General features: G+C 50.5%; 13 protein-coding genes. 9 read left to right on the top strand and 4 right to left on the bottom strand.

Annotated features, from left to right (window positions below):
- Positions 1-17 precede the first annotated feature (17 nt).
- From ACFCTO_RS08345 to ACFCTO_RS08335, 3 genes are all read left to right on the top strand, one after another.
- Positions 18-1,151: a L,D-transpeptidase gene (locus ACFCTO_RS08345; protein WP_499876716.1), complete on the top strand. Its 1,134-nt coding sequence runs from the start codon at positions 18-20 to the stop codon at positions 1,149-1,151.
- A gap of 296 nt (positions 1,152-1,447) precedes the next feature.
- Positions 1,448-1,846: a NifB/NifX family molybdenum-iron cluster-binding protein gene (locus ACFCTO_RS08340; protein ID WP_292261231.1), complete on the top strand. Its 399-nt coding sequence runs from the start codon at positions 1,448-1,450 to the stop codon at positions 1,844-1,846.
- A gap of 32 nt (positions 1,847-1,878) precedes the next feature.
- Entirely contained in the window at positions 1,879-2,160 is a 282-nt protein-coding gene (locus tag ACFCTO_RS08335) for a glutaredoxin family protein (RefSeq protein ID WP_020311601.1), read from the top strand.
- Here the strand turns inward: ACFCTO_RS08335 and bioA are convergent.
- The 3 genes from bioA to ACFCTO_RS08320 are packed head-to-tail and all read right to left on the bottom strand — an operon-like array spanning position 2,157 to position 4,768.
- Complete coding sequence (gene bioA, locus ACFCTO_RS08330; RefSeq protein WP_292261233.1) at positions 2,157-3,503, bottom strand: adenosylmethionine--8-amino-7-oxononanoate transaminase; 1,347 nt, start codon at positions 3,501-3,503, stop codon at positions 2,157-2,159. The two genes, ACFCTO_RS08335 and bioA, sit on opposite strands and share 4 nt — an antisense overlap.
- A 12-nt stretch (positions 3,504-3,515) precedes the next feature.
- Complete coding sequence (bioD, locus tag ACFCTO_RS08325; protein WP_292261235.1) at positions 3,516-4,184, bottom strand: dethiobiotin synthase; 669 nt, start codon at positions 4,182-4,184, stop codon at positions 3,516-3,518.
- 17 nt (positions 4,185-4,201) lie between these two features.
- Positions 4,202-4,768: a biotin transporter BioY gene (locus ACFCTO_RS08320; protein ID WP_499876715.1), complete on the bottom strand. Its 567-nt coding sequence runs from the start codon at positions 4,766-4,768 to the stop codon at positions 4,202-4,204.
- A gap of 227 nt (positions 4,769-4,995) precedes the next feature.
- Between ACFCTO_RS08320 and ACFCTO_RS08315 the strand changes: the two genes are divergently transcribed.
- A complete protein-coding gene (locus ACFCTO_RS08315) occupies positions 4,996-6,021 on the top strand; it encodes a branched-chain amino acid aminotransferase (RefSeq protein WP_292299924.1) in 1,026 nt (341 codons plus the stop codon).
- Positions 6,022-6,117: 96 nt separating this feature from the next.
- Here the strand turns inward: ACFCTO_RS08315 and ACFCTO_RS08310 are convergent, their stop codons facing one another.
- Positions 6,118-6,714, bottom strand: a complete 597-nt coding sequence (locus ACFCTO_RS08310; RefSeq protein ID WP_499876714.1) for a manganese efflux pump MntP — start codon at positions 6,712-6,714, stop codon at positions 6,118-6,120.
- Between the two features lie 139 nt (positions 6,715-6,853).
- Between ACFCTO_RS08310 and ACFCTO_RS08305 the strand changes: the two genes are divergently transcribed.
- The 5 genes from ACFCTO_RS08305 to ACFCTO_RS08285 all read left to right on the top strand — a co-directional run bounded on the left by ACFCTO_RS08305 (position 6,854) and on the right by ACFCTO_RS08285 (position 13,096).
- Entirely contained in the window at positions 6,854-8,209 is a 1,356-nt protein-coding gene (locus tag ACFCTO_RS08305; RefSeq protein ID WP_499876713.1) for a purple acid phosphatase family protein, read from the top strand.
- A gap of 75 nt (positions 8,210-8,284) precedes the next feature.
- Positions 8,285-9,076 (top strand): hypothetical protein, encoded by a 792-nt coding sequence (locus tag ACFCTO_RS08300; RefSeq protein WP_292299922.1) that lies wholly within the window; start codon positions 8,285-8,287, stop codon positions 9,074-9,076.
- Between the two features lie 230 nt (positions 9,077-9,306).
- A complete protein-coding gene (locus tag ACFCTO_RS08295) occupies positions 9,307-9,876 on the top strand; it encodes a kinesin (RefSeq protein WP_147675874.1) in 570 nt (189 codons plus the stop codon).
- A 285-nt stretch (positions 9,877-10,161) separates the two neighbouring features.
- Positions 10,162-10,722, top strand: a complete 561-nt coding sequence (locus tag ACFCTO_RS08290) for a GNAT family N-acetyltransferase (protein ID WP_499876712.1) — start codon at positions 10,162-10,164, stop codon at positions 10,720-10,722.
- 1,465 nt (positions 10,723-12,187) lie between these two features.
- Complete coding sequence (locus ACFCTO_RS08285) at positions 12,188-13,096, top strand: hypothetical protein (protein ID WP_499876711.1); 909 nt, start codon at positions 12,188-12,190, stop codon at positions 13,094-13,096.
- The last annotated feature ends 439 nt before the right edge of the window (positions 13,097-13,535 follow it).

Here is a 13,535-nt window from a genome sequence, read left to right as displayed (position 1 = left end):
GAAAGTGAGGGATTTTTTTGCTGAAACGAATGATGGCTCTGACCTGCGTCCTGGCCGTGACCGCTGGAGCTGCCTGGGCCGATACGCCGGAACTGAAGACTGGACCGGCTCCTTTTGCAGTCAAAGTGGAAATCAAGCCGACGGCGGCGCCGCAGGAAGAAACGAAACCGGCCCAGCCAGCCGTAACGGCGAAGAAGGACACGAAAAGCCAGACGGCCGCCAAGGAAGGCCAGCAGGCCAAGGCGGTCGAATCGGAAAAGAAAATAGGTATCAACCTGGCCAGCCGTATCTTAACGCTCTATGAAGGCGATACGAAGGTCAAGATGTATCACGTCGGGGTCGGCAAGATGTCGACGCCGACGCCGACCGGTTACTATGCCGTCCAATATAAGGAAGTCAACCCGACCTGGGTCGACCCGGATGACACGAGCATCCAGATCGGTTCAGGACCGGACAACCCTATTGGCTACCGCTGGATCGGCTTTTACGGTAACTATGGGATCCATGGGACCAATCATCCTGAATCCATCGGCGGCTACGTATCCAATGGCTGCGTGCGCATGAAAGAAGCCGATGTAGAAGACCTCTACCAGTATGTATCCGTCGGGACGCCGGTCACGGTCTATTATGACCGCCTGGTCATCGACGTCGACCCGGACCATACGGTTTCTTATTATATCTATCCTGACGGCTACGGCTGGCAGTCCCTGAGCATCGCTCAGGTCAAGAAGGCCCTGGCCGGCTATGGCGTAGAAGATTTTGCTGATTTCCAGGAAATCTCCGATAAGATCAACGCCTCCGATGGCAACGTCACGTACATCGCCAAGGCTTACGATTTAGTTGTAAACGGCCATAAACTGGCCAAGCGGGCACTGGGCAAGAATGGCCAGATTTACCTGCCGTCCGTGGCCGTGGCGACGGCGCTGAAACTGGATTTACAGTGGAATTCCCAGCAGGGCATCCTGACCAGTCCTTATGGCATCGCCCCGGGATACGTCAAGAGCGACGTCGTTTACATGAACGCCGTCGACGCCTACTCTTTATTCCATCTCAAAGGTGAACTGACGCCGGACTACGTCTATAATATGTACTCCGTCAAAGGCAACAGTACACCGACCGTCGTCATCTCGCCGGGAAGCGGGAATGATTGACGTTTGATGCGATGGCTTTTTTGTAGGGGCTCGCACGTACCTTTTTAGCCCGTCAGGTATATGCAAGATGGCCATGCACCGATTGGCGTGAACGGGCGCCCCACGTGGGCGCCCCTATGACGAACGATAAACGACCTACGATGAACTCAAAAAGGCGCTGTCTTTATGCGACAGCGCCTTTTTTATTGACAAATACTGACATATGTCATATACTGAAATCAAATTAATCGACATATGTCAAAAAAGACGGGCCGCGAGGACCCGTCCGGTTATTGCAGATTGGAGGAGAAATTGTTATGATAAGAGTAGCAGTTACGTATGAAAATGGGAATGTATTCCAGCATTTCGGCCATTCGGAAAAATTCAAGATCTATGATGTCGAAGATGGCCATATCGTCAAGGCTGACGTCATCGACACCAATGGTCAGGGCCACGGTGCCCTGGTCGGTTTCCTGCAGGCCCAGGAAGTCAATGCCGTCATTGCCGGCGGCATCGGCGGCGGAGCCCAGCAGGCCCTGGCGGCCGCTTCGATTGACCTCTATGGCGGCGTTACGGGCAGTGCCGATGAAGCCGTCAAGGATTTGCTCAATGGTACGCTGAAATTCAATCCCGACGTAGCTTGCAGCCATCACGACCAGCAGCATGGCCATGGTGAACATCACTGCGGTTCCCACGGCTGCGGAGGTCATCAGTAACCTGTCTGTTCCCTGGAAAGGAGACGATTCCCGTGAAGAATATCACCGCTTTTTATATGAACGGCTGCCCCTATTGCAAGGGCGCCAAAGAAGCCTTGGCTGAACTGATCGAAGAAAATCCGGCTTACCGCCAGGTAGCCGTCGACTGGTACGAAGAATCGGAACACCCCGAAGTCGTACAGGGCCATTCTTACTACTATGTGCCGTCTATGTTCATCGGCACGGAAAAACTCTACGAAGCCCAGCCAGGCCAGTCTTATGACGACATCAAGGCCCATGTCAAAGCGGCCCTGGATGCGGCGCTGAAGGCTTAATCGTCGCCTAAGACGGCATGGACGGCATCCCGGCAGCGGCGGACGGCTTCATCCATGGTCTGCTCATCAATGGTGAGGGGCGGATTGAAGTAAATGACGTCGCCAATGGGGCGCAGGACCAGTCCCAGGTCCATGGCTTTGCGGAAGATGTGCCAGCCGACCCGCTTTTCCGGGTCAAAGGCGCGTTTACTCCGTTTATCTTCAACTAATTCAATCGCATTGATCAGGCCGATGTGGCGGATTTCGCCGACATGGCTGTGGCTGCCGAGAGCAGCGTCTAACTTTTCGTGAAGGTAGATGCTCTTTTCGGCAGCTTTTTTTAATATATCGTCGCGTTCCATGATGTGCAGCACAGCCAGGGCTGCCCGGCAGGCCAGGGGATTGCCGGCATAGGTGTGGCTGTGGACGAAGGCCTTGTGGGTCTTGAAATCGTCGTAGAAGGCCTGGTAAATGGCATCGGTCGTAATCGTCAGGGACATGGGCAGGTAGCCGCCGGTCAGTCCTTTAGACGTGCAGAGGATATCCGGGCTGACGCCGGCGTGTTCGATGGCGAACATCTTGCCTGTCCGGCCGAATCCGGCAGCGACTTCATCGTCGATGAGCAGGACGCCATATTGGTCACAGAGCTGGCGCAGGCGGCGCAGGTATTCCGGCGGGTAGATGCGCATACCCGCTGCGCCTTGCAGGATAGGTTCGACGATGAGAGCAGCCGTTTCCTTTCCATAAGCGGCAAAGGCCTTTTCAGCGCCGACGAAACATTCACAATTACAGGTATCTCGCGTCTGGCCATAAGGACAGCGGTAGCAGTCGAGGCCATCGAAATGGATGTTGTTCATCATCATGGGCTTGTAGATGCGGGCATAGAGGTCCATACTGCCGACAGACAAGGCGCCGATGGTTTCGCCGTGATACGATTCGGACAGGCACATGAAACGCTGCCGTTCGGGATGGCCTGATTGATATTGATATTGAAAGGCCATCTTCAGGGCACATTCGACAGACGATGAGCCATTATCGGTGAAATTGAAATGCGTCAGCCCTTTTGGCAGCAGCGGCAGCAACGCCTGACAGAGCTCGATGGCAGGACGATGGGAGAAATTGGCAAAGATGACGTGTTCCAGCTGGCCGAGCTGGTCTTTGATGGCGTCGTTGATTTCGTCGTTGCAGTGGCCGAGAAGATTGCACCACCAGGAACTGATGATGTCGATGTATTCTTTGCCTTCTGTGTCATAGAGATAGCAGCCCTTGCCGTGGTCGATGACGACGGGTGGGAAGACTTCGGCGTCCTTCATCTGCTGGGCCGGATGCCAGATGTATTTTAAGTCAGCTTCAAGTAAACTCATGTAAATCACTCCTTACTGGTATAGTTGAATCAAAGCCTGGGCATCGGCCTGTAAAAGTTCGGCGTTGTCGCCGACGACGGCCAGGACGGGCTTGCCGCTGAGCTTTTCAATCATGCGGATGTTGTCTTTTTCCATGGGGCTTCCCGTATAATGGTTGACGATGAAACCTTGGACAGGCAGGCCCTTTTCTTTCATATAAAAGGCGGTAAGGACGGCGCCGTTGATGGTCCCCAGGCCAGCAGGGCAGACGATGAGCGATGGGATGTGCAGCCAGCCGATGAGATCTTCCAGCTGGAAGCTGATGGCATCATCTTCGCGGAGGGGACAGATGATGCCACCGCTGCCTTCGACCGTGACGTAGGGATAGGCTGCCGTGACGCGCTGCCAGTCGCGGAGGATGACGCTTTTTTCGATGGGCTTCTCTTCCCAGCGGGCTGCCAGGTGAGGCGACACGGCGTGGTCGTAAAGATAAGACAAGAGCAGGTCCGGCGATTCGCCAATCCCGGCTACCTCATTTACATAACCGGCATCACTGGCCGCGACGGTCGGGGCGCCGCTGATGGCAGCCTTATAATAACCGACGTCATAGCCGTGCTGGCGCAGTGTCTTGATGAGCAGGGCCGTGACATAGGTCTTGCCGATGTCCGTCCCCGTCCCGGTGATGAATAAACCTTTACTCATAGTAAACGAACTCCTTTCTAGAGGGCAGTGGTCCGACGTATCCGGCGGGCCAGGAAGGCGGCGACGATGCAGAGAAAGATGTCACCGGGAATGGGCAGGACGAAGCAGTAGACGAAGAGTGTCCACAGACTGATCGGTGTGCCCAGGTATACGTTATTGATTAAAGCTAAATAGACCATGCCGCAGGCGTAGACGATGATGAGGCCGGCAAAATCAGCAGCCAGCAGGCGCTGCAGCGATGGCATGGCGCTTTGATGGGCAATGTATCCGGTCAGCCAGGCACCGCCGATGAAGCCGATGAGATAGCCGAAGGTCGGCTGGAAAATATAGGACGGACCGCCACCAGACGTGAAGACTGGCAGGCCGACCAGCCCTAAGAGGACGTAGACGGCCACCGAGGCGGCGCCGCGGCGGCTGCCCAGGAGCAGTCCGGCCAGGGTGGTGAACAATAATTGCAGCGTAAAAGGACAGAACGGAACAGGGATGCGGATAAAAGCCCCGATGGCGATGAGCGCCGTGAACAGGGCGAATAAGACCATATCCCGCGTATCCCAGCGACGGGCTGAGAGGACAGAAGAAACCATGAAATCACTCCTTTGGATAAATGTAAACCATAATAATATTTAAAAGGTTTACGATAATCTGGATTATAGCCAATAATCGACTTATTGTCAATTTTTAAATAGCATAAATTAGTTAACAATAATCCGGTGAGAATTTCTCCCATTGACAAAAGCGAAAGAAGTGATTAATCTATAATTACAAAATAGATATAAATTATTTTGTTTAAAAAAGAAATGGAGGAATTGCGATGTCAAATGTTAATATTGACTGGTCGGCCTTGGGTTTTGAATATCAGCCGATTGCAAAACGTTATGTTGCCAACTATAAAGATGGCAAATGGGGCAAAGGGGAATTGACAGATAACCCGAATGTCGTCCTCAATGAATGTGCCGGCATCCTGCAATACTGCCAGCAAGTCTTTGAAGGCTTGAAAGCCTATAAAACCAAAGACGGCCGCACGGTCACCTTCCGTCCGGACCAGAACGCAAAACGTTTGATGGACTCGGCAAAACGCTTGGAAATGCCGCCGGTTCCGGAAGATATGTTCATGGAAGCTGTCGACGAAGTCGTCCGGGCCAATAAGGATTATATTCCTCCCTTTGAAAGCGGCGGCGCTCTCTACCTGCGTCCGTATCTCTTTGGGACTAACCCGGTCATCGGCGTCAAACCGGCTGACGAATATCAGTTCCGCCTCTTCGGCACGCCCGTCGGTTCGTACTTCAAGAACGGCGTCAAACCGATTACGATCTGCATTTCTGATTTCGACCGTGCAGCACCGCGCGGCACAGGCCATATCAAAGCCGGCTTGAACTATGCCATGAGCATGTATCCTTACATTTTGGCTCATCAGAACGGCTTCGATGAAAACATGTTCCTCGACCCGGCTACGCGCACGTACGTAGAAGAAACGGGCGGCGCTAACTTCCTCTTCGTCAAGAAAGATGGCACTTTGGTTACGCCGAAATCGGACTCCATCCTGCCGTCCATCACCCGCCGTTCCCTGATTACGATCGCAACGGACATGCTTGGCATGAAAGTCGAACACCGTCCGGTTAAATTCGCAGAAGTCAGCGAATTCGCTGAAGCCGGCCTCTGCGGTACAGCTGCCGTCATCTGCCCGGTAGGCAAAGTCGTCGACCACGGCAAAGAAATCTGCATCCCCAGCGGCATGGACGAAATGGGTCCTGTCCTGACGAAACTGTACAAGACCTTGCGGGGTATCCAGATGGGCGAAATCGAAGGACCGGAAGGCTGGATCCACGAAGTTAAATAATTTATATTTCGTAGAGGCTCGCACGTGGCGAGCCCGCGGGTATATGTAAGATGCCCGTGAACCGATTTGCGCGAACGGGCGCCCCACGTGGCGCCCCTACAGAAAAAAGGCTGTCGCCAATGCGACAGCCTTTTTTTGCAACACGCCCAAGCCTTCCAGCAATATTTTCAAACCAATCAAGATGAGGACGGCCCCGCCGATACGTTCGGCCTTATTTTTATAGCGCATCCCGAAGAGGCTGCCGACTTTTATCCCGGCTGCCGAGAACAAGAACGTCGTCACGCCGATGAGTGTCACAGACGGCACGAGGGCGATGTCCATGAAAGCGAAGGTGACGCCTACGGCCAGAGCATCGATACTGGTTGCGATAGCCAGCATGAGCATGGTATAGGGACTCATGCTGGCATCACAGTGTTCTTCGGCTTCAAAGGACTCCTTGATCATATTGAGGCCGATGGCGCCGAGCAGGATGAACGTGACCCAGTGATCATAGGCATCGATCATATCGGCGAAAAAACTGCCCAAGCCATAGCCGATAGCCGGCATCAGGGCCTGAAAGCCGCCAAACCACAGGCCGGCCAGGACCATGTGGCGCCAGTTGATTTTCCCCAGTGACAGGCCTTTACAGATGGAAACGGCAAAGGCATCCATGGACAGGCCGACAGCCAACAACAGCAAATCAAGTGTATTCATTCTTTTCTCTCCTCATCAATGCAGCAGTATACAATTCACTTATTATAAGAGATAGGGAAATCGATGTCAACGAAAAAGATTGCCAAATCAACGAATTGTGCTACAATACATTTTGTGACAAGAAAGGACGTGAAAACACATGAAATATAGAAAGCGCCATCTCCTGGCGGCGCTCCTCAGTGCGTTTACTTTATTTTCCGGTCAGGCCCTGGCCATGTCCGTGGATAACCTGATGCAGGTCGTCGCCAAGGACAGTGCGACGGGCAAGACCATTTCCTGGCAGTCTGACAGCGACCGCAGCGATTACAGTGTAGAATACCGCCACAAGGACCAGGATGATGTCCAGCTGGCTTATGTGACCGAAGGAAAACGGCCTCCCATTTACGACGCCGACAATCCGGCACCCTATACGTATGGGGCTTACATGCAGAAACTGACACCGGCGACGGAATATGAATACCGTATCGTCAATGCCGATGGTGCGACCGATTGGATTACTTTTTCGACGACAAAAGAAGATTTAAACAAATACAAAGTCCTCGTCTTCGGCGACTCTCAGTCCACTGATTACAGCGTCTGGGGTCAGACGGCGCAGATCGCCTGGCAGCAGAACGATGATGCGGCTTTCTTCATCAACATGGGCGACATTACCGACAACGGGCAGGCCTACTTCCAGTGGCGGGACTGGTTTGAAAATGCCGATGTCCTGACCAGCCACATCCCCTTTGTCCCGGTCCTGGGCAACCACGAAGCCTATAGCATGGATTGGAAATTTGCCGAACCGTATACGTATAAGGCCTTGTTCGCCGTGCCCTATGGTGGACCGAAGGACCAGAACCGCCTGGCTTACTCCTTTGATTATGGCGACGTCCACTACGTGTCCCTCAATACGGATTATGAAGAATTGAACGGCTGGCGTCCGACGATGATGGAAGATGAAGCAGCCTGGCTCGACAAGGATTTGGCTGCGGCCAAGAAGGCCGGGAAACGGCTGGTCGTCCTCATGCACCGTCCGCCTTGGGACAGCCCGTATAACGGCACCCTCGATGTAAACGGCAAATACTTCATGCCGCTCTTCGATAAATACGATGTCCCCCTGGTATTTACGGCCCATGAACACTGCTATGAACGGACCGTTCCCATCAAGAACGACCAGGCCGCTACAGAAGGGACCGTCTACATTGCCACGGGACGCTCCGGAACAGAATCCTGGGATGGCTCGGTCAAGAAACCGACCGATGTCGTTTACTATAACCCGACGGATATGCCCATGTACCTGACGCTCCAGGTCGAACCGGATGAATTCCGCGTCAGCGCCCTGAAAAATGACGGCACCCTGATCGATACCGTTTCCATCCCGGCCAAGCACCAGGAAGCGGAAGTTTCCAAGGACGCAGACAACACCGTAAAGGCGCCGGAAACGAAGACCAAGAAAGATAAGCAGAGTGCTAAGCAACATGCTAAGAAAAGTGTAAACAAACATAAACAGAAGTAAAGACGGTTGTTTTCTTTCTGGAAGACGTGTATAATTAACAGTTACAGAAAGTAAACAGAAGAGGAGCGAATGAGAATGAAAAAATTAGCAAAAAATATGATCCTTTGTGCGCTCGTGACGATGAGTTTATCAGCCGTCTGCTTTGCAGAAGATACGACTACGACGGAAACGACGGCAGCAGAACCGCAGGCAACGGCTACGGTGACGACAACGACTCAGGCCGCTCCGGACCAGAATGTCGTCGACTGGCTCGACCCGGCTGCCGGTGAATGGTACAGCACCAAGGGCAACCTGGTCATGACCATCGAAGGAAACACCATCAACGGCTGCACGGTGACGGATCCGAAAGACTGTACCTATGATTACCCGCGGACCGGGACCTTTACCATCCATGAACAGACCGGCGACCGGACAATCAAGATGGATTTGATGGGCCATAAATCCCATCAGTACCTCATCGTAGACAATAAGATGCCCTTACGCCGTTCCCTCAACGCCGACCGTTACGAATCCATTGGCGGCGTCTACCTTGGCATGACCCAGGAAGACCTGACGGCTGCCTATGGCCAGCCGAGCAGTACTGCCGAAGATCAGGGAACAGACCGCTGGATTTATGATAACCACCATATGGATGCTTATCTCCAGGGCGGCATCGTCATCGGTATCCGCATCTATGACGGCAGCGATTTGAAGTTCGATAAATCCGGCCTGACCGCTTCGGACACAGCAGGTGCCTATGCCAAGTCTTACGAATTGGAAACGACGCCGGAAGTCCCGACAGAAGCCAACGCCATTTCCAAAGCCTATAAACTGCCCCAAGGCGAATACCTGCGCTTTGGCCAGAATTTCGTCCAACTTTCCATCTAATCGGATAGATACTAATTGCACATCGACTGAAATGGGGCCTCACATGACGGGAATCTTCATGTGACAGCCCCCTTTTCGTTGCATTATTCTTTGAAATACGGTAAACTAAAGGTAATTGATTTATATGAATTGCTGTTGCGCTGGCTGGCATGGTTAAGCCTTTTTTTTATTGGAAAAATGAGCCAGGTAAATGCAAAAACAGAGATAGTAAACATGAGGAGAGAAAACACGTGATTACGACAAGAGATTTAATGGACCGCTATAATATCAAGACCCGTCAGGGCATCATCCAGTTCGTCAAAAAACATCTGGACGAAATCAATCATGACGGAGAAGAACACGCCACCATGCAGAAAGGCGAATGGGCCTTCGATACGGAAGCTGTCCGCATCCTCGACCAGCTGCGCGGCCTCCACGACCAGGCGACCATTACCGAACTGGAAAGTGAAAAAGTATCCAATGCCCAGCAAGAATCGCACAACCTGCGCATTTTGCTGCTCAAAGCCCAGCAGGACCTCAACACAGCCCAGCAGCAGGTCATCACGTTGCAGCAGAACCTGATCGCCAAACAGAACGAACTGTCTGAAGTCAAAGTCAAAGCCCTGGAAGCTCAGCAGAACAAGGACCAGGCCGATGCCCTGCAGAGCGAACTGGACCGCCTGAAAAAAGAAGGCAGTATCATCGAAGACGAACACAAACAACTCCAGGAAACACTGGCCACCGTCCAGGCCGAACGAGATAGCCTGCGCCAGCAGCTGGCCGAAAAAGACAACCGCCATTGGTGGGAATTCTGGAAATAATCATATACCGGGAACAGGGGCTATGGCATGGAAATCCTGAGAGCATGCCATAGTCTTTTTTTTAGGCTCCCATGATAGGGAAACTGGCCGCCAAAGGCAGTCTGAGAGGTTTAAGGCTCCCATGATAGGGGAGCTGGGTACCGAAGGCAGTCTGAGAGGTTTAAGGCTCCTATGAGCAGGGAAACTGGCCGCCAAAGGCGGTCTGAGAGGTTTAAGGCTCCCATGATAGGGGAGCTGGCCGCCGAAGGCGGTCTGAGGGGTTCTTTGAAAAGGAGAGATACGGCCATGAGCGATAATATTACGATTCGGCCAGCCTGTGGAGATGATGCGGCAGCTTTGGCCAGGATTTACGCACACTATGTGGAAAAGACGGCCATTACGTTTGAATACACCGCGCCGGATATGGCGGAAATGGAACGGCGCCGCCAAGAAATTTCGCGGCACTATCCCTACTTGGTTGCCGAAATAGACGGCAAGGTCATCGGTTATGCCTATGCGCATGCATTCTATGGCCGTGAAGCCTATGCCTGGTCCGTCGAATCGAGCATCTACGTCGATGTAAACGCCCGTAAACACGGGATTGGCCGCAAGCTGTACGAATCACTGGAAAAAGCCTTGAAATCCATGGGAATACTCAACATCAACGCCTGCATTGCCGTACCCCGTGACGACCAGGATCCGTATGTCACCAACGGCAGCCTGAACTTCCATCAACGCCTTGGCTACACCCTGGTAGGCCGTTTCCACAACAGCGGCTACAAATTCGACCGCTGGTATGACGTCGTCTGGATGGAAAAAATGATCGGACCCCATACCATTCATCCCCGATTTCCGGCAAAAAAATGAGACCCTTTTTGCTTTATAGTTTGTAGCATGGAGTTTGTAGGGAGAGGGGGATTTGGCAGTCATGTGCAACTTAGGAGAAGGAATTAAATTGATTTAGGAGCAGTTGGATGTATGATGTTTGAAGCGATAGCTTTCAACTTCAAACGCAAAAAGAGGCTGTCGCATATGCGACAGCCTCTTGATTTTTTGGAGCCACTAATAGGATTCGAACCTACGACCCTCTCATTACGAACGCATACACCACTTTTGAAAGAGCCTTTGTGGCGTGAAGGAAATAACCGATTTTCACATGATTTAATCAAAATTACGTCTATTTGAGCCTGTAATGAGCTTTTATATTTTTCATGATAAAGAACATGGACAGATATATAAAAGTTGATTACAGAGGCAAATAGAGAGTTTTCTTTTTGAGAAGACACACAGAAAAGGGAAAAGACACCATGGCACAGGGTCGTAAGTCATGAGTATATATGAATAACTACCTTTACGGTAATGACCACCTTTAGGGACTCCGTTTTGTATGAAATTTCCGTGTGACCTTATGTGTCTGAGCTTTCGGGCCGCTATCCCCCATAGGGCGTTGCGACTGTTCAGATTCATTGAGGAGCAGACACGAGAGGTTTTAGGGGGTCTGCTGTTCTTTGATGTAATAATCATGGTGACATACAGAAGCAGATTTAAGGCTCGTTAGGCGTATTCATGGCCGCTTCCTACCTAAAATATTACTACCGATAATCTTTGATTATCGGAACTAATGAGGGCGCTATGGCCTGTAAGTGGCATGGTTGAGCCATTCTTTGAGTGTGTCTTAGTCCTACTCATGGGAGCTTTTCGGGGTCTTTGCATAATGGTTGAATGATAATTCATAAAAGATGCATAAATATATCATAAAATGTATACTCTATCTCATCTGTTGGTTTTGGCCGCTTCCTTGTCGCTTGTCCTACATGGCGTCCTACATAAATTTATTGGTGCACAATAAGGAAAGAAACCGTCGCTTGTCCTACATGGCGTCCTACATGGTTCTATGAGGGCTGTTAAATGTGCCATCTATATACCATGGTGCTATTGTGGCACTAACCGAAGAAAAGAGTACACCTATGTACGCTTGATGAATTGTTCCACCATGCGAAGAAACCAATAGTGCCATGTATGAATGGTTGTCTAATTGTTCCACATACTGATAGAAGAGGATACGCATGATGATTTCATGGGATGTATGGGATTCTCTTAGAGCCTATGTGGTTCTATTGTCCTGTCTATTTTGGGGATTTAGGATAATCATTAACAATCATCATTAACGGGTCTTTAGGGACTTCATCGGTCTTTGTAGGACGTTATGAGGACGTTTTGAGCTTACAAAAATAGGGGGGGTTAGAAGGTCGCATAAATGGCTTAATAGAGCCAATGAGGGGACTTTGGGGTACACAAATAGTATAGACAAAAAGAAAGGATGCTGATTTTGATGGATGAATTGAATGAATTTATGGAGCAGGAAGCATGTGACACTATGGATACTGTTACGGTCTTTGACCTGCCTTGCGGTTCTCTCATGCGTTATTGTAAGCTTGATGAAGAGGAAGACACAGAGGAAAAGACACCATATAGCCATGCGTGGACAGAAGCAGACAAAAGGCGATTCAAGAGAGCCAATAGAGCCAGAAAGAAAGAGAATGAGCGGCTTTTAAAGCTCACGGAAGCTTTGACGGATGAGGAAGTCATTAACCGCTTTGCAGAGCGTAACAGAGGCTTGCAGACACACTTTGCATACTTTAGCACGATTGCAGATGCCGCCATTAACAATAAATGGGTCATTGGATACGCTACGTATAGGAAGCGGATGAAAAAGGAAGACATTCACAAAGAACATAGAAGCCTAAAGAACTGGCTTCACAAGAATGGAAAAGACACCATGACGGCCATATCTATTGGATGGGGTAAAAAAGGTTATGCCTATGTGTTCTTTGTGTCTACCTCTGCTGATGGGGTCGCCGTCGGTGATATTGGTACGGCCTTCTACCAGAACAGACGCAAAAAGGGCTATACACCTGTTGAGTGCCGCCCCTTTGAAAAGAATCCGTATTCCTTTTTGGAAAGCCATTACTGTACTCCGTTGCGATGTGATATGGAACTTACACCATTGAAAAGCCGTGAATGTGCCTGTATGATTCGTAGCAGTTTCGCCCTACATGGGAAGAATAAGACACTACGAACACAAGAGGCTATTAATAATGTGTACAGCTACATGCACTTAGTAGACATGTATGATGTGTGTAGAGATTATGAAAAGCTGAATATCCTCACACATACTGGCAGTCTTCTTGTAGACTGGAGAGAAGATGAAGCGCAGGAAGAAGACACAGAGGACTTCTAAGACTTCTCTATCTCCTTGCTTTATTACTTGATTAAAATGCGCTGAGAGCCGTTTTAAGGGCCGTTACGGATGCCGTGAAGGGAATTACCCTAAGGCAACTCGTAAGACACTTAAACCTCAACATATTGGGGTATACAGACAAACAAGAGCTATTGTGATATGATGAAGTTGGTTATGAGCTTCACGTCATAATAGCTCTTTTTCTTTTCAGAAGGGAGAGCATATATTATGACGATGGACAACAATAACACAGTGAACCTTGATAACGATACAATCATGAATATTGCTAAGGCACTTGCGGATGTACAGCAGGAGCAACAGAAGGCACGTGGTCCTATGTCAAGTTTGAGTACAAATTAAATTGAGGTTTCTATCAATCAGTTATCCAGCAATCAAAGCTGCCTTTTTCTTGTAGTTTGCATATAATTTTTCATAGTCA

The sequence above is a fragment of the Megasphaera indica genome (genome assembly GCF_046614755.1).
GTDB classification, from domain to species: Bacteria; Bacillota; Negativicutes; order Veillonellales; family Megasphaeraceae; genus Megasphaera; species Megasphaera intestinihominis.
This window is presented reverse-complemented; position numbering and strand designations above follow the sequence as displayed.